Consider the following 20,469-nt stretch of genomic DNA (forward strand, 5'->3'; position numbering starts at 1 on the left):
TTCAAAATGCAATGCAATTCTTGGAACACGAACAGTATATATCTCGAAAAGACCTATACTCCTCTTCAGATGATTTTGCTGCTAGACGCGATGGAGCAAAGCCTATAGATAATAGACGAGCAACGAGTAACGACGCATGCAAATTCATCTGAAGAGGAGTATATTATTGTTCTAATAAGTTTTTATAATACTCACTTAAAGTTTTGACCCCATAGACCCACAATACGCAAACGATAAGGAAAATAGCCATTAGAAAACCAGCTATATCATTATGTACGGTATTAGGAAAAATACTAAAAGTAACAAACTGGATAATTGCTCCAGCAGATTTTCCTATTTTTCCGCCAAGCACGTCTACGGCCGCTTTGCCTTTAGTTTTCATTTCACTATCAAGTGGTATATAAGCCATTTCTTTAGTAAAATCAAAAAGTGAATATTTTATACCTTTAGCTAGCACGTGCCATAAACCCCCTATGAATACAATAATCATTAAGGGCGAGAAATAACTAAGGCCCGTCATTATGGCGAGTAAAGGTTGCTCTAGTATGACAAATAAGAAAAACATTGTTCCGGATAATAACATGATAATTGGGGTAATTACTGCTCCCCAAAACCAGCCATAAATTCTTACTAAACTACTGCCTAAAAAGGCACAAATTAAGGTACAAACTCCAGTCCAGAATAATACTCTACCTTGATAAGAGATAAACTCTTGAGTAGTAGGGTATAGTTGCTTAGTCTTAGACATCCATAATCCTTCAATTAAATTGATAGACATAGAATAGGATATCATTAATACACAAATAATTCCTAAATATTTAGAAGTAAAAACTATTTTGGCACTATCAATTAAGCTGAGCTTTAATATATCTGTTCTTTTATTTTTATACCGAATATTCTTAGTAGTCTCGATAATTTTGAGTTCAACAATTTTATGTAAAATTAAACAGATGATTCCGGAGATGATGACAATTAACATAAATGATTTCAGAAGAATTTCTGTTCTATCGGTGAGGTGAGAAAATAATGGTAATAAAAAATGCTCTCCTTTCGCAAAATATATAATTATACTACCTGATATTAGTAAGTTTGTTTGACCAAACAAGGTAAAGTATGAATAAAATCTAGGAGCTTCTTCAATAGTAGTAATTTTATTAGCGAGCTGCCAATATAAAAGGGTAAACACAATTATAGGCCATAATTCTCCCATAATATAAAATAATACCAAACTCCATTGCCCCCATATAATAATAAACCATTTAAAATGTGGAAAGACCATAACATAATGTTGTATTAGTGCAGGAGCAGGATGAAAATATTCGCGATATGGAAATAGAATAAAACCAAATATGATAAAAAATAGTAAAAAAGTTGATACTATTATCCTGAAAGCTTGTTCAGTAGTAATAATATTACACAGCTTGGAATAAATAATGACGAATAAAACTCCCATGGGCATTTCACCCCAAAGCTTTATAAAACTTAAAACCTCTGAGCTTATTAATGTTACCACAAGACTATCTTTAATACTACGTACTAAATTTTGATTAATGAGAATAAAAAACATTAACAAGGCCATAGGCACAAATTTCATTAACTCATTTGATCTGATAGGCCAAACAATATGTCTAAATTTGCTGTTTCTAGCTTTGTTCCATATGTGGCAATAAGAATTTATTGCGTTCATTGAATATCCTGTGATTTTTAAGCAACCTAAACGATTAAAAAATGCCTGTCAAGGTTTTTTATAGCGCTAACTGTGAATTGTTTAATAACACTAGGTAATTTTTAGAGCCTAAGGGCTATTCGAGCATTTGATTATATAAATCGAGAGTCTTATTTAACATTAACTCTAGAGAGAAATTATCAACTACCGCGTTTCGTGCGGCTTTTTTAATCTTGTCTCCTTCAGGTGTGTTAATTATAGATAAACAATATTCAATTTTTTCTACTAAATCATCAGCATCCCCTGGCTTAGTATGGAAACCTGTCTGTTTATCTATAATTGTTTCTACCGAACCGCCGATTTTGGTGGCAATCACAATCTTTTCCATAGCTTGTCCCTCAGCAATAGTACGACCAAATGCCTCTGGTTCAATGGAGGTAGATAATACCAGGTCTGAGATAGCATATAAGCCAAGCATATTATTCTCATGACCAAATATTTGAATTTTACTTTGTAATTTTAAGGCATTAATTAGGGATTTTACGCGTTGAGTGAAGTTGGGGTGTTTGGATAAATCTCCAACCATTAAACAATAAAAATCGCGATGTTTGAGTTTACCTAGAGCTTCCACTAAAGAGAGGTGGCCTTTCCAACTGCTCATCCTTGAAGGTAATAAGATAATAGGCACATTGTTAGGGATACCATATTTCTTTTGAAATTTTTGTAGTTTGTCTTCTGTAATGTTCTTAGGATCAAAGTAATGATAATCCACCCCTCGATGTATTACCACAATTTTATTCTCAGGAATTATATAATTATCTAATATATGTTGTTTTACAAAATGGGATACTGCTATAATCTTTTCTCCCCTTAACATGATGCTATTATAAAATCGCTTCAGAAAATTTGAAATATTATAAATACCATGAAATGTTGTGAGAAATTTAGTATTAGTTGCTTTTGTTGCCAGGTAACAGCTCCAAGCAGGAGCCCGTGATCTTGCATGGACTAAATCTACTTTATATTCTCTAATGATTTTTGCTAATAGTTTTGCATTGTTCCATATAATAAAAGGATTTTTACTAGCACTATTCATTTGAATATGAGGAATATTATTGGTGGTTAATTCATTGACTAATGAACCACCAGATGAAACAACAATAACGTTATAATCCACTCCTTTTAGCATTTTTGCTACTTCAATTGTCCCTCTCTCTACTCCTCCTGAGAATAGTGAGGGAACTACTTGCAAAATAGTGGGTTTATGATATCGTTGAGTCAAATTTATAGAAGTCATTAATTTCTTATTAATTTAAGTTTAATCATTAAAAACATATATGGATAGATTATATAATATAGAGAAGAATAAATATATCACTTATAATCAGTGCCTAAGTACCAAAAAAAATATGCCATCCGTGATTTTCTTGCATGGCTTAATGTCGGATATGAGGGGTAAAAAATCTCAGTTTCTTGAAAAATATTGCAAACAACAAAATTATAATTATATATATTTGACCATTTTGGGCATGGAAAATCGTCAGGAAACTTTATTGAAGAAACAATTGGCTCTTGGTTAGAGGGAGTGGAGATGGTTTTAAATTCATTAGTAGAGCACCCAGCCATCATAATTGGTTCTAGTATGGGCGCTTGGCTAGCACTTCTGGCGGCAAGAAATTTCCCTCAAAAAGTTAAAGCGGTTATTTGTCTTGCCGCAGCGGTAGATTTTACTGAAGAATTAATTTGGCAAAAACTACCTGAAATGCATAAAAAACAAATGGAACAACAGCAATGGTTAGACCTAACAGGGAGTTGTAGTAATAATGTATTTCCTATAAGCTATAGATTAATAGTAGAAGCAAGAAAATATCTGTTACTAAATAGCCATAATATCAATCTAAAAATGCCAGTTCATTTAATTCATGGGATGGAGGATGAGGAGGTTCCGTATGTTTTCTCTCAGCAGATTATGGACAAAATTATTTCTAAAACTGTGTTAATGAAACTCATTAAAGACGGAAATCACCAGCTTTCAAGAGATGCGGATTTAGCAGTGATTGCTAATTCTATAGAAGAAGTGTTAACTGCTTGTTAAGAAAACTAATTATTAAAAATATGTCTAACCATAAATTTTCTAAAATTGAACAAGTTAAGGATTTGTTAAAAATCGCAGATATCTTAAGTAACATAGATCAAGACACTTTAAGTACTGTTTGACGTTGATGAAGTGCTTATTATGGATGAAGTGGAGTATCGTCTAACTCATCCTTATCGAGTAGAATGGCGTATGGAAAGCAAAAAACGGCTTACCACTAGTCAGAGAAATTTTTTATTTAGTATTATCCTAAAAAAACGTGCTATACGCTTAGTGGACCCTTATATAGCTAACATACTAAAATCTTTATGGGAAATGCAAATTCCTACTATGGGCTTAACTAAGTTATATACTGGAAATTTTGGTGTTATTGAAGATTTTACGCAGTGGCGTTTAAATGAATTAAAAGCGATCAATATAGATTTTACACGATCTGCCCCTTTACAAGACGAAATGTTAGTTGAAGGGATAGAAGTAGGAGGCGGAATTCCTACGATGAAGGGGGGAGTAATCCTGACTGCTAATGTTGATAAAGGGCAGATATTGAGTAGTATTTTACGTAAGAAAAATTATTACCCTAAACAAATAATTTTTGTGGATGATCTTTTAGAAAATCTTGAAGCTGTAGGGACAATATGTGCTGACTTACGAATTAATTTTCAGGGTTTTGAATATAAAGGAGCATCTTTAATACCTGAAATAGAATTGGATAGACAGAGTGAAAAAATTCGCTTTGAAATTTTAGAAGCAGAGCACCGGTGGTTAACAGATTTAAAATTATAAGGTTAATATTTTAATGATGCTTAGTAAGGTAATTATTGTTGTATATATAGGTTTGTTCGGTAGTAATGCTGTAGCTCAGGAAGCTGCAAGTATTAATGTACGAGCTGCTAAGATAGAACTAGCGGAACTATATGAAGTATTCAGTGTAGTAGGACAATGCAAAAGTAGTAAGGCGCGTGATTACTATGCTAAAGTAGCAGGTAATTTAGAGATCATTACTACCAAGCAAGGCAATAAAGTTAGTAAAGGAGAAATATTATTAGTTATTGATCAAGCAATTGCGATGTCGATTAAATCTAAGGCACAGACAATGTTAAAATTCGCAGAAGCGTCTTATAAGCGTAGTAAACTATTATATCATAAAAAATATATTAGTAATAGTGAATTTGAGAAGGCACAATTAGAGTTTGCAGAAACCGCACTTGATTTTGATAGAGAAATGGATACTTATAATTCGATGTGTATTATTGCCCCTTTTGATGGAGAAATCGGTGTAATAAAGCCCCGGGTAGGTGATAAAATACAACAAGGAGATTACCTTTTTAGTATTATAGGCCAAGATGTAGGAATTCAAAATATATTAGTAGAGTTACCGGCCCCGCTCTTTGCGAGAATTTCTAAACACGATGAGCTGATAGTGACTAATAATAAAGGCCATAAAATTCAAGGGCAAGTAGCAAGTATTTCTCAATATTTGTCTAATAACGGTATTATAAGCGCTAGAATTATTGTGGATTCAAAGAGTGATATTCTTCATGGTAGTTATGTGAATGTGGATTGGTTAATTAATAAACATAAAAATTTAGCCATTGCCAGCCAGGCAATACAGAGCAATAATCAAGGAGATTTTATATATAAAATTAACAATAATGTTGCTCAAAAACTTTATGTTAAGCTTGGTAACAGTGTAAATGGACTGACAGAAATTATTTCTAATGAAATAAAAGAAGGAGATTTAATAGTAGTTGAAGGCCTAACTAAAGTTACTGATGGAAGTTATGTTAACTTATTAGCTGTAGAGAAAGAAGTCTATTAAGGGTAATGTAGGTTGTTAATTTTAACATAATTAACATGTGAATTAAAATGTGAATTAAATAAAATAAGAGGATAAAATGTCGTCATATATATTATTAGCTTTGGGCTGTATTACCTTACTTATTATTATCCAGATGGTTAAAATTGTGCCACAGCAACAAGCATGGATAATAGAGAAGTTGGGGAAATTTGATAAAGTTTTACAGCCTGGTTTAAATCTTTTAGTGCCAATTATTCAAAAGGTAGCATATAAACATACTTTAAAGGAAGAGGCAATTAATGTTACAGCCCAAACAGCTATTTCCAATGATAATGTGACACTATCAATAGATGGAGTTTTATACGTAAAAATTATTGATCCTGTAGCTGCCTCCTATGGGGTAAGTAGCCCATATTATGCTATTACCCAGCTCGCTCAAACCACTATGCGTTCTGAAATCGGGAAACTACCATTAGATAGAACGTTTGAAGAGCGCGAAACTTTAAATGTGGCTATAGTGTCAGCGATTAATCAAGCGTCAGTAAATTGGGGAATTCAATGTATGCGTTATGAAATTAAAGATATTCAGCCTCCTCAAACAATTCTTAAAGCTATGGAATTACAAGTGGCAGCCGATAGGCAAAAGCGTGCTCAGATTTTAGAGTCGGAAGGCTATAGGCAGGCAAAAATAAATAATGCAGAAGGAGTAAAAACCGAAATAGTACTAAGCTCTGAAGCAGCCTATATTGATCAAGTCAATAGAGCGAAAGGTGAAGCAGAAGCAATAGGTTTAGTCGCTACTGCTACGGCAAACAGCATAGAAATTATTGCCAATTCTATGCAAAAAGTTGGAGGTCAGGATGCGGTAGCTTTAAAAATTGCTGAACAATATATGAGTGCTTTTGGGCAATTAGCTAAAGAGAGTAATACTGTGATTTTACCTGCTAATCTTTCCGATCCAGGAAGTTTTGTCACCTCAGCTTTAACTATTTTTAATCAGTTAAAAACTGTGAATGAGAAAAAATTAACAAAATCTCCTATTGCTAGTGAAAAAGTGAAAAGCTAACTTTAAGCAATCTATAGAATATAGAGTCAATGGATAAATTATGAACAGTAATATATTTAAAGGGCTTATTACAGCCTTAATCACACCTTTTAAGGATAATAAATTAGATTTTATTGCATGGGAAAAGATCATTAATTATCAAATTGATAATGAAGTTGATGGCATTGTAGTAGGAGGTACTACTGGGGAGGGAACTAGCTTAACATTGGAAGAATATAAAACATTGTTACAGGTAACGGTAGAAGTTGCCAAAGGGCGCATAGCAATAATAGCTGGCTGTTCCGCTACTAATACTCAAGCGGCTTTAGAGATATTAAAAATAGGCACAGAAGCTTCAGTTGATGGCTTTATGTGCAGTATTCCTGCCTATATTAAACCAACCCAGCAAGGAATTTATCTACACTTTACCGCATTACATGAGGCAAGTCACCTACCGATAATGTTATATTCAGTACCAACTAGGACAATAGTGGATTTTGCGGATGAGACTATAGTGAGATTAGCCGACTTGCCTCGGATTATAGCCCTTAAAGATGCAGGCACTGATCTAGAGCGACCTTTACGAATGAAAGAGCTCATTAATAAAGAATTTAATTTATTATGTGGTAATGATGGATTAGCTCTGCCTTATAATGCACAAGGAGGGGTAGGGTGTGTTTCTGTGGCCTCTAATATAGTGCCAGCTTTATGTAAGAAATTACAAGTTAATTGGCTAAACAATAATCAACAAGCGGCTCGAGAGATCAACCAGCAATTAACACCGTTATATAAAGCATTATTTGCAGAAACCAATCCTATCCCAGTGAAATATGCAGCTCACAATTTAGGTTTATGTGGAGAGGAGCTTCGTTTGCCTTTGACTACTGCAACTGCATATACTCAAGAAACAATAACAAAAGCTATGCAGGGCTTAGGTAAAGAGTTCTATTAATTATGTACGAATATAAAAAAATAATCGCCCAAAATAAAAAAGCTTATTTTAATTATTTTATTGAAGAAAAACTTGAAGCGGGCATAATACTAACGGGTAGTGAAGTTAAATCTCTGCGACAAGGAAAAGGGAGTATAGAAGATAGCCATGCAGAAAATTCTGGCAATGAGGTATTTTTATATAATTGTCATATAGCAGAATATGATAAAGCTAGTCGATTTAATCACTCCACTCGTAGAACGCGCAAATTACTTCTAACGTCAGGCGAAATAAAGAAAATAATTGGTAAAATTCGCTTAAAAGGCTATACTCTTGTTGCTCTTGCCATATATTTTAATAACAAAAATATAGCAAAAGTTGAGCTTGGTATTGCCAAAGGAAAAAAATTACATGATAAAAGAGAAGCTATTAAAGAAAAAGATTGGAAAAGAAACCAATCTAGGTTAATGAGAATAAAATAAAGAATATGGACGCAGTATGACAATATCTCCTGATTACTTAATCGAGCGAAAACTACAGAGACGGAATTTGATGCTTTGGAAATTAGCAGCAATTTGCTTATTTGTTACTTCAATTGCTACAATAATAGTTAAACGACAAGAAAATACTAGTAGTAAATATATTAGCAGCGGTAAATACATCGCTTCAGTATTAATAGACGAGATAATTTTTGAAGATACAAAACGCGACAAAAAACTGGAAAAAATAATTGATGATGAACAAATTAGTGCTTTAATAGTGCATGTCAATTCTCCGGGTGGAACTGTGGTGGGATCAGAGAAAATTTATAATATCTTGCGGAAAATATCAGAGAAAAAACCAGTTGCAGTAGTGATGGGAACGCTAGCGGCAAGTGGAGGTTACTTGATATCGTTAGGAGGAGATTATATTGTGAGTCACAATGGGACAATTACTGGTTCAATAGGAGTGATTTTTCAAACTTTGGAAGTGACAGATTTAGCACAAAAACTTGGTATTACCTTTAATAATTTTAAGTCAGGAGAGTTAAAAGCTGCCCCCAATCCTACCGAAAAGGTTACTCAAGCCGTTCGGGAAGCGATAATGCTCAATATAGAAGATACTTATAATTATTTTGTAGAACTTGTAGCAAGCAGAAGAGGACTACCAATTGAGGAAGTGAAGAAACTTGCCGATGGTCGTATATATTCGGGCCGCCAGGCTCTGCAGTTAAATCTTGTTGATGCAGTAGGGACGCAAGATGATGCGATAAAATGGCTGCAAGACACAAAAAAAGTTGATAAAAATTTGAAAGTCAGAGAATTTAAAATCAAACCACGAACAAAATTTTTAGAGATGCTACTTGATGATGTAGATAATATGTTACTAAATATTTTTAACAATAAATTACAAGGGAATAAAGCAGTGCTACAGTAAAAAAACGTTAATATCTTTATAATTCTAGCTATTATTTTGCTAAATTATGTTAAATTTTTACCACACTTAATGATAAAAATTGGGATATCTCTTACAATTATATATATAATTGTACAAAATTCTTGCTTAAGATAATAAATCTATCTAGTATCCCTAAGAATTAACCCTACGCTGCGTATAGTAGGGATCTTAGTTTGGTACTGTGAAAATCACCTACTATTATCGCAAGAGACTGAATTGTGGCTGCTGAAGTGGCGCTAGCCAAATTTTGCTTAGAATTACCTGATCAAGTTAGCGGTAAAAGCAAGAAAGAGTATATAAATCATTAATTATTTAAGGAATTCTTATGAGACAAAAAAAGAAAATTTTTGCCAGTATTTTAATGGCTACCACATTCTTAACCTCTAGCGTTACTGTTGCGGCTAAGACCTATGAAAATTTTACTAATGTCATAAGCTTTGGGGATAGTTTTACTTGGGCAGATAATGGCTGGGCAGCTTTAATGACTCAGCGATATGGTGTTAAATTTGAGCAGAACAAGAATAATTTTTCTGCTACCACATTGAACCTAAGCGACCAATATGCTAATTATAAAGCTAATGTTGCTGCAATTCCTCACGCTCTATTTATGGTTTATACAGGGCCAAGTGATATGATGTCTAAAAATCAGATAGATGGGTTTGTCAATCACTTGTCCCTAATACCGGATCTAGTTACGCTGGAAGGACAACTACCCGGGTTGGACTTAAGTGCCCAAATAAAACAGGGAATACAGAGCCATATTGCTACTTTCAGAGCAAATGGTGTACCAGATAATCAGATATTTGCTATAATCATTGCATTGGCGCAACAGATGCAGGATAAATTTTTCGCTGAGGTAGGACGATTGAGAGGAGAATTTACCAAGACTTTTCAAAATGATGGGGGTAATTATTTGGTACAGCTAACTCATTTTAATGAATATTATAGGCAATATCAAGGTGGTGATACAGATGAAAAACAAAAGCTTAATGGAGCAAATGCAAGTAAGGAGTATAATAAAGCCATTGCCGATGGGATAGCGCAACATGCCCCTAATGCTAACGTTATATATGCTGATTTTGCTAGGTTAGTTGAAGAAATTAGTAATAACCCAACAGCCTATCTCTCGCCTCAAGATATTGCAGGAACATACAGAGATTGGGGCTTTTTTGATATGGCTTCTCACCCTACTGCAGCTGCTCAAAAAATTACTGCCCAATATGTAGCTTCGGTTATTGAATCGCCAAGTCGTGTAGCATTAGTGCGAGAATTACCATAGCAGTTGGTACCAATGTTTTGCAAACTATGCATGCTAATGCGCATAATAATGTGCTGCACCCAGTAGAGCAGTTTTATACTGCTGATATAGGTGGTGATTATATGTATAATCATACCAAAACAATAAGTAAAAAAGAATTAGGTATTAAAAAAGCTGATACCGGAATTGCCTATGCGCAAATTAACTATAAAATGAATGAAAATTTCAATTTAGGGCTGCAACTTAATGGTGCTAAATCTAACATGGATTTTAAGAATGGACATGGCAAAGCAGATATGAAAGAATATCTAGTCTCGATCCATGGTACTTATAAATTTGATAACCCGATTTTTGTCTATGCTGCAATAGGAGCGGGTCAAATTAAATATGACATAAAACGTAAGATTGCGCTTGGGCTAGCTACCAACCTAGAGAGAGGCAAGCCATCAGGTGCGCATTATCTTGGTACTATAGGGGTAGGTTATAATTATATCAATGAATCTAAATTAGTGGTAACACCATTTTTTAATGTTAACTATCAAGAAGTATCTCTTAAATCTTATAAAGAGAGCGGAAACACTAGAAGTACTACTATGGAATTTAACATCCCAAACCGTAAATCTTTAATTACTGAAATAGGAGCTACTCTTGCGCAAGATTATAAGGTACAAGACAATTTAACCTTAATACCATCTCTTACCTTATCATATGGATATGAATGTATTAACACGATAAAAAAACATGCAAAAGGCAGAGTATCAGATATGCCAGCTCCTTTGCGCGGTGTCCCCACTTATAAAGTTAATGAATCAAACTTTACTTTAAGTGGAGAAGTACGCGCTAAGAATGATAGTTACCTCAGCTATGGCGTCAGAGCTAGCATGCAGCTTACTAAACGTACTAAGCAATATTCCGCTGGTTTGTTTGCTGGAGTTACTTTCTAATTTAAAAGCGTATTAGCGTTTTGTTACTTGGTGCTGTGGGCCCACCCACAGAATCAAGTAACTTCAATAGACTTCTTTCGAAATCTACTTCTAATCTCCTTTTCTTTTTTTACTTCCTTAATTCTTGTTTTATTTTATTGACTCTACTTAAAATATTTGTTTAAGTCTTATAGTTTTTGTACTAATGGATAGATATATGACTTTAGAAGAATTTCGCCTTAAATATAATTACCAGCATGCCACTAAGATGATGCAGCAATATTTAGATATCAAATTTGCTCATTTGGATTGTTTATTATTATTTAGGATGGGAGATTTTTATGAAATGTTTTTTGAGGATGCTTTGACTGCTAGCCAAGTGCTAGGCATTGCTCTTACCAAACGCGGAAAGAACGGGGATGAGGAAATTGCAATGTGCGGGGTACCATACCATTCGCTAGAAACTTATTTAAATAAACTGATTGAAGAAGATTTTAAAATTGCTATTTGTGAACAATTAGAAACACCTGAAGCAGCGAAAAAACGTGCTGGATATAAAGCAGTAGTAACTAGGGAGGTAACGCGTATTATCACTCCTGGTACTGTCACTGAAGAAGCGTTAATTACTGCTCATCAACCAAATTATTTAGCTAGCTTAGCTTTAACAAAAAATACTGCCTCCATTTGTTATGTAGATCTTTCTACCTTAGAGATATTTCTTATAGATATGCCCGTAAGAGAAGTATTAAATGAATTAGCACGAATCAAACCTAAAGAAATCCTGCTGAGTGAAAATTATCGACTGCAGCAATTAGCACATGATATTTATAATCAGTTACGCCTTAGAATTTCCTACCAAGTTGATAGTAATTTTGCTTCTAAAAAATGTCAAAACATTATTTTAGAATTTTATAAAATTTATGACTTGAAAGCCATCGGAGAAATATCTGAATGTCAAATCAGTAGCCTTGGTAGTATTTTATCATATTTATCTTTAACGCAGAAACAAAATATTCCTAATTTACCCTTCCCAAAAATTATTAATTATCATAATTTTCTGGCCATTGATGCTGCTACTCGGCGCAATTTAGAAATTACTAGTAATTTATTAGGGCAAGCTAAAGGTAGTATATTAGACAGCCTAGATAATACGATTACTAAAGCTGGTAGTCGTTTATTATATCACTTCTTATCATCCCCTTTAATCGATATAATCGCAATTAATTCTCGCCAAGACCTAACTCACTTTTTCTACTCTAATATTATGCTAGCAGAGAATATTAGAAAATTGCTAAAACAAGCAGGGGACATAGAGAGATGTTTAGCTCGCATTACCATGAATCGTGGTTGTGGACGTGATCTACTAAATATTAAATATACCTTAAATGTCGCCTTACAAATAAAAGGTGAATTTATTAATTTATGTGGCTTAAATTTGCCTCCTCATATAGACAATTTAGTAAAACCATTATCTGGACATGATGTGTTATATGATTTAATAGATCAAGCAATTAAAGAAGATGCTCCCAATACTATTAATGAAGGAGGAATAATAAAACATACTTATCACCCTAAAGTGCAAGAATTATATGATCTAATTAATAATGGCAAATCTCACATTGAAAAGTTAAAAAATGAGTATCGTATTGAAACAGGGATTGATAATTTAAAAATATCACATAACAATATCCTTGGTTTATTTATAGAAATTACGCCAAGACATAATGAAAAAATGATCGATACCAAATTTATCCACAGACAAACAACTGCGGGTGCGGTGCGCTATACTACCCTTCCGTTACAACGATTAGAAAGTGATATGGTGAACGCAAGAAGTTTAGCTATTAATCTTGAAACAGATTTATATCAGCAAATATGTCGACAAGTTATTGATAGCGTTACGTTTTTACGTCAGCTTGCTAATTGCTTAAGTAATATAGATGTCTTTTGTAATTTCGCTTATATTGCTTATGAATATAATTATACAAGACCAACATTAACGAATGACTTAAATTTTGAGATTATCTCGGGCCGTCACCTGGTGGTAGAACGAAGCTTATCAAGAAAGAACAAGCCTTTTGTTAGTAATGATTGTACCTTGTCAACTATTAATAGAATTTGGTTAATTACCGGCCCAAATATGGCAGGTAAAAGCACTTTTTTAAGGCAAAATGCTATAATTGCTATATTAGCACAAATTGGTAGCTTTGTGCCTGTAGCTAGTGCTAAAATTGGCGTGGTGGATAAGATTTTTAGCAGAATAGGGGCAGGCGACGACTTACAGGCAGGCAGTTCAACATTTATGGTAGAAATGCTAGAAACTTCTGGCATCCTGGCGCAAGCAACTGCAAGATCGTTAGTAATATTAGATGAAATAGGTCGAGGAACTTCTACTTATGATGGACTATCTATTGCCTGGTCAGTACTGGAATATATTCATAATATTTTGCAATGTCGCTGTTTATTTGCAACGCATTATCACGAATTAACCAACCTAAGTAATGTGCTGCCAGCCTTGGAAAACTATACTAGTGCTATTGAAGAATTAGAACATGAAATATTATTTTTACACGATATTGTTAAAGGTGCCGCCGATAAATCATATGGAATTCATGTGGCAAGTCTAGCTGGTTTGCCACAATCGGTGATAATTAGAGCTCGAGAGATTTTGATGAAATTAGAAAAAACCAGTAACAACCAGGGGCTAAATATTTTACAAGCTGAAGCTACTGATATAACTTTATCTAATATAGCACCAGCGCCACCAAAAGATATAAAATCCAATAAATTATTGGCAGCAATAGACAAAATTGATGTAGACCACTTAACCCCTAAACAAGCACTAGATTTAATTTATAAATTAAAAGAGTTAAGTGCTGTTGATAATGCAGGAAGCACGAAATGTATTACCAACTAAAGTACGAAGGCTATTACTTTGCGAATTTAAGACAAGTCATACTATTTCCGAAAACTAATTATCTACGTTCGTCATACTTCTTCTGCTCCTCACGTATATTTCTGTCACACTACTGGACAACAATAGAAGATGGTTGAAAAAGTACAAAAATTGTTATCTGCTAAAGCTCGTTTTTAGCAATTATTATCTCAAAAATAACATTTTGTACTTAAAATAATATGTTTTTTTCATAGTACCCCACACTTATTGTTGAAGTTGAAAGGCATGCATAATGTGTTTTCGTAGTAATGAAAACAACATAGCAGGGGTATCACTTAACGAGTTATAAAAATAATCTTTTATCCAATCAAATCCGTAAGTAAATAATGAGTATAATTTACGACCATGTTTTTTGATCTTTATAGGATAAATTTTGTTCTTAATGTCACCAGCAAGCACGCAAATAGCTAAGGATAAAGATACTATTGCAAATAGTTTTTCCAGCTTTTTTTGATCTGTAATGTGGGTATCTTCAATATTAAATCCAGATGACTTGAGAGACAGAAAAGGTCGCTCAATGCTCCACCTCTGCTTATATGCTAGCAAAGCACATTCACCAATAAGCACATTACTAGCAATAAATAGTTGCTCTCTTTCTAATTGCAAACAAGTTATTTTAATTGCCATACCATTGTAAATTTTGCTTTCTATAGTTTTAGTGTCACCCATTTGCATATCGGCAAAACATTTATTCAACTTCATCTTGCCACCGTTGAAATGCTTGACCTTCTCACTTTTTCTTAGCCTGATAGCAAAAGGTAATTTTTGGATTCCACCCATATATTGCAACCATTCCTCACCAACAAATTCCCGATCGGCAAGGATAAGCTCTATCATTTCCTTAGGTATAATTGTTAAAATTTGCTCAATCAATTTCTTTCTTTCATTAGTAGAAGAGTTGCCTTTTTTATCAAGTAACAACCATGCTATAGGAATTGAAATATTACCATAAACGATAGTTGCAACAAAAAAATTCAAATTTTTAATACCAAATTGCCAGCTGGTTCTATCTATGGCAAGGCTAATTTTACCTGTTAGACAGAGCAATTTAACAATAATTTTCCCTAAACTTATAAAGCACATATTTTGTTCTAAAAGCAAACGCTCAACTTTAACAATCTTGGCATGCAAATTGCCTTTAGAAGCGACATACAGTGCTAATTCTTTGATTCTCACAGTTTTAGCTTTTACTACTGCACAAATTAATTCTGCAAATGTTTTAATTCGTGCTGGGTGCCAATCTAAAAATATGTATAATATTTGGTATAGTGATTGAGAGTCCATTAATACCTCCTGTTGCTTGTTTCTCAGCGGAGATTAGTGACTCTCAGTCACTTATTCAATTTATTATTTTAACCCTCCTGTAAAATCTGTGGGGTACTATGATAAAGCACATATTTTGTTCTAAAAGCAAACGCTCAACTTTAACAATCTTGGCATGCAAATTGCCTTTAGAAGCGACATACAGTGCTAATTCTTTGATTCTCACAGTTTTAGCTTTTACTACTGCACAAATTAATTCTGCAAATGTTTTAATTCGTGCTGGGTGCCAGTCTAAAAATATGTATAATATTTGGTATAGTGATTGAGAGTCCATTAATACCTCCTGTTGCTTATTCTCAGTGGAGATTAGTGACTCTCAGTCACTTATTCAATTTATTATTTGAACCCTCCTGTAAAATCTGTGGGGTACTATGATTTTTTCTTTAAAGCACTTGCTTTATTTTTATTAATAACTTATATTGCCCCTGATTAAAATATATTAATATTTTAATATATACGTTAATGCTTTGATCGTTATGTAAATACAACAACTGTAGTTTGTGAATTTAATGAAATAACAGCAGAAAAGACAGTGTTGTTAATTAAAAGAATTTTTATTAATTAAAAGGAGAGAAAAGATATGACAGTCTCACAAGGCCTGCACACTCCAGCTGACGCCCCTGAACATGTAGCAGATTTAATGAAAAAGATATACGAGCTGGCGGGTCAAGAAACAACGAAATTACTGAGCTCAGAGTTAGGCAGCTCAGAGTCAGGCAGCTTAAAATCAAAAAATAGCAAGTTATTGAAACTGCAAACCGACCTTCATAATGGTGGATGGGTATGGAAAGGAGGATCGCACTTTGAGCGTATTCATAAAGAGGTTAGCAGTTCAGAACAAGATAATTTGGGTGAGGACATTACGCGTGATGAGCAAGACAAAGGTACTGTTGATGATAACGGCTTAAAGGATCCTGGGCAGGAAGATAGTAACCTCTCTAGAGGTGAAGGAGTGGTAGAAACAAATGAGGGAGAGATAATGGGGGAACCCATCCCCCCTCCACCCACTGGGGGTATGCAATTTCATGGCGGGGCGAACGGTGGCCACATACTGGATATGACAACATCTAACCCTGCTATGCCTCATATAGGCAATGAGGGGATGGATAGCGGAGCTACCTCAGGCGCTGCGGCACTGATGACGGGGGCTATATGGGGCAGCAGCCTTTTGTTGCCGATCAGTGGTTACATAATAGGTGTTGGAACGGTAGCTCTATTCTGGAGCATGTGGAAGATCTGTAATTGGTGGATAGATCGGGGTATAGCGTCGCCAGATAGTGGAGAAGAGAAGACATACTACGGGGTTGATGACTCCAATTGCTCTTCCACGCAAGACTATGAGGAGCAGGAGGTTGAGAGGCTAGGTGGATCTCCCTCCTACTCCGAGTCAGAGGGGGAGGAATTTTGACTCATTCCCTTTTTCTTAACTCTTAAACCTAACGGCGTAGGTATATTCTTCTAAAATAGGAGAATATATCTACTTTTCTCTTGAAGCTATTTGAAATATCCCCAAAATATCCACGCTGCCGCGCACCTATTTATCACTTATAGATTGTTGTTGTATAAAAATTTCTCTACCATCTATCTTGAAGTTAAGTAGATCTATCATCACTTTGCTGAATTTATGCTTTGTTATGAGCCAATTTCAACTATTCTAACCACTCTTTAATCAACCAAAACAATCTATTTTAACACAATCGCTACTAAAGTTGTGACAAAAATGTTATAAAAGTAGTTGCTTTCTTCGCTATTAGCTATTAACGTATAAATTCATAATTAGCTTTTAAGGGTAAATTCATGTCTACAATGTCGTTAGATGTTCTGGTTGTTGATGATGAAATAGATATTCGAGATTTAGTTTCAGACATTTTAAAAGATGAAGGGTTTACGGCGCGCAGTGCTGCTGATAGTACTCAAGCATTTAAAATGCTGCAAGACAAAGTGCCTTCAGCCATAATTCTAGATATTTGGCTGCAAGGTAGCGAACTTGATGGGCTGGGTATTTTAGAGATAGTGAAAAAACGTTATCCTTTAGTTCCAATTATAGTAATAAGCGGCCATGGCACTATCGAGACAGCAGTCAGTGCTATTAAAATGGGTGCTTATGACTATTTAGAGAAACCTTTTAGTCATGATAAATTAATGATATTGTTAAAGCGCGCTTGTGAAGTAACCAAATTAAAACGAGAAAATATTAATTTAAAATCCAAGGTTATTGATAAAGCTGAGCTAATCGGTAATTCGCCCATTACTACTAAACTTAAAGCAGATATTGATAAAATTGCCTTGACTACTAGCCGGGTATTAATTCAAGGTAAAATTGGTAGTGGTAAAGAGTTGGCAGCTAGGCTAATTCACAAACAGTCAAAACGTGCTAATGCCCCGTTTGTGGTGTTTAGCCCCGTATGTATGAACCCTGACAAAATTAATCAAGAGCTATTTGGAGTAATAGAGGAGCACGAAAATGGGGTAAGGCGACCTTCCGTACTAGAAGTAGCAAATCATGGGACTTTATATATTGATGAAGTTATTGCGTTGCCCATTCCTCTACAAGTAAAATTACTTAAATTTTTACAAGAGCAAACATTTGATAAATCAGGTAATAAACCAATAAAACTTGATATAAGGTTTATTACGGCTACTGCTAGAAATATTCAAGAAGAAGTAGTTAAAGGAAATTTTTTAGAAGATTTATATCATCGTTTAAATGTCACATTCTTGAAAATTCCTTCTTTATACGAGCGAAAAGATGATATACCCATATTAGTGAAATATTTTATAAAACAACTTGCCAAATTTTCAGGTTTAAAGGTACGGGAATTTTCTGATGAGACTATTGCCGCTTTGCAAGTATATAATTGGCCAGGGAATATAAGGCAGTTGCGTAATATGGTGGAGTGGACCTTAATTATGAATCCTTTATCCTCTAATAATAGTGAATTGATCCGGCCTAATATGATTCCTGCCGAGATTTTAGTCAATGGCTCAAACTTAAATAAACAAGAGGAGAATCTGGATATGATGTCTATGCCTCTTAGAGAAGCAAGAGAAGTATTTGAAAGACAGTATTTATCAGCGCAGATGACGAGATTTAATAATAATATTTCTAAGACTTCCTCTTTTGTGGGTATGGAGAGGTCGGCGCTGCATCGTAAGTTAAAATTACTTAATTTACATATTCCTAATAATAAATTTAATGATGAGGAATATAATGAGAGTTTATAGGGGGCGTAATGCAGGTATATTAACACAGGTAAATAAAAATAATGTTCTTTAGTCTTAAGCGCGGGATATTTTATTGGGTAATTTTAGCTTTGCTAAGTAGTTGTTCTGTAACCGAGAGAGATGAGAATGGCTTACTGACGTCAGCTCAAAGTGCTGTTATTAGACATTATATAGAGGCACAAAATAAACGTCAATTACCAGTAAATATTAAAGGTAAATTTGGAACAAATCTAAGGGGATTAAATTTACTGAGGGTGAAGTTAGTGAAGGAAGATCTTTCAGGAGTAGATTTAAGTTTTTGTGAAATATCGCTGGTGGATTTTTCAGGAGCGAATTTTGACAAGGCAATCTTTACTAAATCAATAATTCAAGAAAGTGACTTTACAGATTGTAGCTTCCAAAAAGTATTATCCTTTGGCTCTGACTTTGAAGCCTCGATGTTTGGGAATGCTACCCTTAAGGATAGTAGTTTTATTCAAACTAACTTCGAAGGCACCGCTTTTATTAAAGCTAATATAGAAAAAGTTAATTTTGAAAATTCCCGATTCATTAGAGCCTTCTTCGAGGACAGCATTATTATTAACTCTAATTTTCAGAAAAATAATTTACAGGATAGTAGTTTCAAAAAAGCTAATATATCTAATTCCATTTTTTATGGTGCTGATTTACGGACTATAATAGCTAAAGATGCTAATATTACTGATTGCTATTATGAGTCATCTGATTTAACAGGTGCAGATCTCTCTGGTGCTATCGTTAATAATTCTGATTTCACTCATAGCTTTATTAATAACGTGCAGTTACACAATGTTAAATTTACTAATTGTTTATTTTCATTTTCTTCAATGCACACTGCCCACCTCGATCATACTATTATTGTAGGATGTAATTTTACCAATACTGATTTTAATAATGCTACTTTAAAGCAGGTAAAAATGCAGAATACTATTTTAGATAATAGTCATTTTAATGAGAGTAGCATCCAGGGTATAGTATTACAAAATAGTAGCGCCAAATCTCTCAAATTCAATAGGGTTAATATAGGGGGCAGTAGTATAGAAAATAGTAACCTGACTGGGATAATATTGAATAATAGTTATGTAAAACAGTCGCGTGTAATTAATTCTAATTTTACTAATAGTGAACTAATAAACTCTAGTATCTATAATACTCAACTGAAACAAGTAGATTTTACTAAAGCCTTAATTAAAAATACTTCCTTTGTGGGGGGTAAGTTTATATTAAGTAATTTATATCAGACTGCTATAATAGATTCTCGCTTTCAGGAAACTACTTTTGATACTTCTCCTACCTCTCATTCCCAAATTAATAACGTGAGTTATGTCAAAAGTAATTTTAATGCCTCGGATTTCAAAAGAAATCTTATTCTAAATAGCCAAGGATTTGCGTCAGTAAAAACAGAAAATGTTATATATTCTATCAAAGCTTTAGAACAAGAAAAAGATTTAACAAATATGAATTTTCAAGGCTTAGTGTTAACTGGACTGGTCTTTAAAGAAATAATTTTTTCAGGTTCTGTATTTAAGAAGATAGATTTATCTAATTCGGTAATGCAAAATTGTATATTACACGATACTGATTTTACTATGGCCCACTTAAATAATGTGGCCTTCAGCAATTCCTCTTTAGTGAGTAGCAACTTTGAATCAGCAACAATTTATAATGTGAATTTTAATAGTGCCGACCTAACCAATGTAAATTTTAATCAAGCATTGATTAGTAATATCTCGTTAGAGAAAGCCAAGTTAGAGGGGGTTCGTGGCCTAAAATAATAGTATATATACTCGATGA

At 34.0% G+C, this 20,469-nt stretch carries 17 protein-coding genes; 13 read left to right on the forward strand and 4 right to left on the reverse strand.

Translation table 11 applies throughout. From position 1 onward, the window contains the following. Positions 1-163: 163 nt before the first annotated feature. Together ACFELV_RS06940 and ACFELV_RS06945 are read right to left on the reverse strand one after the other, a co-directional pair. Positions 164-1,687, reverse strand: a complete 1,524-nt coding sequence (locus tag ACFELV_RS06940) for an Npt1/Npt2 family nucleotide transporter (protein WP_375327328.1) — start codon at positions 1,685-1,687, stop codon at positions 164-166. A 115-nt stretch (positions 1,688-1,802) separates the two neighbouring features. Beyond that, positions 1,803-2,963, reverse strand: coding sequence for a glycosyltransferase family 4 protein (locus ACFELV_RS06945; RefSeq protein WP_375327329.1), 1,161 nt, complete (start codon positions 2,961-2,963; stop codon positions 1,803-1,805). 267 nt (positions 2,964-3,230) lie between these two features. Between ACFELV_RS06945 and ACFELV_RS06950 the strand changes: the two genes are divergently transcribed. The 10 genes from ACFELV_RS06950 (at position 3,231) to mutS (ending at position 14,070) form a co-directional block, all read left to right on the forward strand. Continuing rightward, a complete protein-coding gene (locus ACFELV_RS06950; protein ID WP_375327558.1) occupies positions 3,231-3,761 on the forward strand; it encodes an alpha/beta hydrolase in 531 nt (176 codons plus the stop codon). 141 nt (positions 3,762-3,902) lie between these two features. Beyond that, on the forward strand, positions 3,903-4,544 hold the full coding sequence (locus tag ACFELV_RS06955) for a DUF2608 domain-containing protein (RefSeq protein WP_375327330.1): 642 nt from the start codon (positions 3,903-3,905) through the stop codon (positions 4,542-4,544). Between the two features lie 13 nt (positions 4,545-4,557). After that, positions 4,558-5,580: an efflux RND transporter periplasmic adaptor subunit gene (locus ACFELV_RS06960; protein WP_375327331.1), complete on the forward strand. Its 1,023-nt coding sequence runs from the start codon at positions 4,558-4,560 to the stop codon at positions 5,578-5,580. A 76-nt stretch (positions 5,581-5,656) separates the two neighbouring features. Continuing rightward, positions 5,657-6,625 carry an SPFH domain-containing protein gene (locus ACFELV_RS06965; RefSeq protein ID WP_375327332.1) on the forward strand — a complete coding sequence of 323 codons (969 nt, stop codon included), beginning with the start codon at positions 5,657-5,659 and terminating at the stop codon, positions 6,623-6,625. Positions 6,626-6,665: 40 nt separating this feature from the next. After that, on the forward strand, positions 6,666-7,556 hold the full coding sequence (gene dapA, locus ACFELV_RS06970) for a 4-hydroxy-tetrahydrodipicolinate synthase (RefSeq protein WP_375327333.1): 891 nt from the start codon (positions 6,666-6,668) through the stop codon (positions 7,554-7,556). Positions 7,557-7,558: 2 nt separating this feature from the next. After that, a complete protein-coding gene (smpB, locus tag ACFELV_RS06975; protein ID WP_375327334.1) occupies positions 7,559-8,017 on the forward strand; it encodes an SsrA-binding protein SmpB in 459 nt (152 codons plus the stop codon). Positions 8,018-8,033: 16 nt separating this feature from the next. Beyond that, positions 8,034-8,951 (forward strand): signal peptide peptidase SppA, encoded by a 918-nt coding sequence (sppA, locus tag ACFELV_RS06980; protein ID WP_375327335.1) that lies wholly within the window; start codon positions 8,034-8,036, stop codon positions 8,949-8,951. Positions 8,952-9,297: 346 nt separating this feature from the next. Next, a complete protein-coding gene (locus ACFELV_RS06985; protein ID WP_375327336.1) occupies positions 9,298-10,251 on the forward strand; it encodes an SGNH/GDSL hydrolase family protein in 954 nt (317 codons plus the stop codon). A gap of 26 nt (positions 10,252-10,277) precedes the next feature. Continuing rightward, positions 10,278-11,174, forward strand: coding sequence for an autotransporter domain-containing protein (locus ACFELV_RS06990; RefSeq protein ID WP_375327559.1), 897 nt, complete (start codon positions 10,278-10,280; stop codon positions 11,172-11,174). A gap of 196 nt (positions 11,175-11,370) precedes the next feature. Beyond that, entirely contained in the window at positions 11,371-14,070 is a 2,700-nt protein-coding gene (gene mutS, locus ACFELV_RS06995) for a DNA mismatch repair protein MutS (RefSeq protein ID WP_375327337.1), read from the forward strand. A 243-nt stretch (positions 14,071-14,313) separates the two neighbouring features. Here the strand turns inward: mutS and ACFELV_RS07000 are convergent, their stop codons facing one another. Both ACFELV_RS07000 and ACFELV_RS07005 read right to left on the reverse strand, forming a co-directional pair. Beyond that, the gene (locus ACFELV_RS07000; RefSeq protein ID WP_375326208.1) at positions 14,314-15,393 is read right to left on the reverse strand and encodes an IS4 family transposase; all 1,080 of its coding nucleotides are present in this window, start codon (positions 15,391-15,393) and stop codon (positions 14,314-14,316) included. A gap of 55 nt (positions 15,394-15,448) precedes the next feature. Continuing rightward, positions 15,449-15,706: a hypothetical protein gene (locus ACFELV_RS07005; RefSeq protein WP_375327338.1), complete on the reverse strand. Its 258-nt coding sequence runs from the start codon at positions 15,704-15,706 to the stop codon at positions 15,449-15,451. Positions 15,707-16,012: 306 nt separating this feature from the next. Between ACFELV_RS07005 and ACFELV_RS07010 the strand changes: the two genes are divergently transcribed. The 3 genes from ACFELV_RS07010 (at position 16,013) to ACFELV_RS07020 (ending at position 20,450) form a co-directional block, all read left to right on the forward strand. Further along, positions 16,013-16,840 carry a hypothetical protein gene (locus tag ACFELV_RS07010; RefSeq protein WP_375327339.1) on the forward strand — a complete coding sequence of 276 codons (828 nt, stop codon included), beginning with the start codon at positions 16,013-16,015 and terminating at the stop codon, positions 16,838-16,840. A 398-nt stretch (positions 16,841-17,238) separates the two neighbouring features. Beyond that, on the forward strand, positions 17,239-18,657 hold the full coding sequence (locus ACFELV_RS07015; RefSeq protein ID WP_375327340.1) for a sigma-54-dependent transcriptional regulator: 1,419 nt from the start codon (positions 17,239-17,241) through the stop codon (positions 18,655-18,657). Positions 18,658-18,698: 41 nt separating this feature from the next. Then, positions 18,699-20,450: a pentapeptide repeat-containing protein gene (locus ACFELV_RS07020; RefSeq protein WP_375327341.1), complete on the forward strand. Its 1,752-nt coding sequence runs from the start codon at positions 18,699-18,701 to the stop codon at positions 20,448-20,450. Positions 20,451-20,469: the final 19 nt, after the last annotated feature.

It is taken from the genome of Candidatus Tisiphia endosymbiont of Nemotelus uliginosus (assembly GCF_964264835.1).
GTDB lineage: Bacteria > Pseudomonadota > Alphaproteobacteria > Rickettsiales > Rickettsiaceae > Tisiphia.

Coding starts and splice junctions, on each gene's coding strand:
- ACFELV_RS06940 (WP_375327328.1), bottom strand. CDS start 1,687: ATGAACGCAATAAATTCTTATTGCCACATATGGAACAAAGCTAGAAAC.
- smpB (WP_375327334.1), top strand. CDS start 7,559: ATGTACGAATATAAAAAAATAATCGCCCAAAATAAAAAAGCTTATTTT.
- ACFELV_RS06960 (WP_375327331.1), top strand. CDS start 4,558: ATGATGCTTAGTAAGGTAATTATTGTTGTATATATAGGTTTGTTCGGT.
- sppA (WP_375327335.1), top strand. CDS start 8,034: ATGACAATATCTCCTGATTACTTAATCGAGCGAAAACTACAGAGACGG.
- ACFELV_RS07010 (WP_375327339.1), top strand. CDS start 16,013: ATGACAGTCTCACAAGGCCTGCACACTCCAGCTGACGCCCCTGAACAT.
- ACFELV_RS06965 (WP_375327332.1), top strand. CDS start 5,657: ATGTCGTCATATATATTATTAGCTTTGGGCTGTATTACCTTACTTATT.
- ACFELV_RS06990 (WP_375327559.1), top strand. CDS start 10,278: ATGCATGCTAATGCGCATAATAATGTGCTGCACCCAGTAGAGCAGTTT.
- dapA (WP_375327333.1), top strand. CDS start 6,666: ATGAACAGTAATATATTTAAAGGGCTTATTACAGCCTTAATCACACCT.
- ACFELV_RS07020 (WP_375327341.1), top strand. CDS start 18,699: ATGTTCTTTAGTCTTAAGCGCGGGATATTTTATTGGGTAATTTTAGCT.
- ACFELV_RS06955 (WP_375327330.1), top strand. CDS start 3,903: ATGGATGAAGTGGAGTATCGTCTAACTCATCCTTATCGAGTAGAATGG.
- ACFELV_RS07005 (WP_375327338.1), bottom strand. CDS start 15,706: ATGGACTCTCAATCACTATACCAAATATTATACATATTTTTAGACTGG.
- mutS (WP_375327337.1), top strand. CDS start 11,371: ATGACTTTAGAAGAATTTCGCCTTAAATATAATTACCAGCATGCCACT.
- ACFELV_RS07000 (WP_375326208.1), bottom strand. CDS start 15,393: ATGGACTCTCAATCACTATACCAAATATTATACATATTTTTAGATTGG.
- ACFELV_RS06945 (WP_375327329.1), bottom strand. CDS start 2,963: ATGACTTCTATAAATTTGACTCAACGATATCATAAACCCACTATTTTG.
- ACFELV_RS06985 (WP_375327336.1), top strand. CDS start 9,298: ATGAGACAAAAAAAGAAAATTTTTGCCAGTATTTTAATGGCTACCACA.
- ACFELV_RS07015 (WP_375327340.1), top strand. CDS start 17,239: ATGTCGTTAGATGTTCTGGTTGTTGATGATGAAATAGATATTCGAGAT.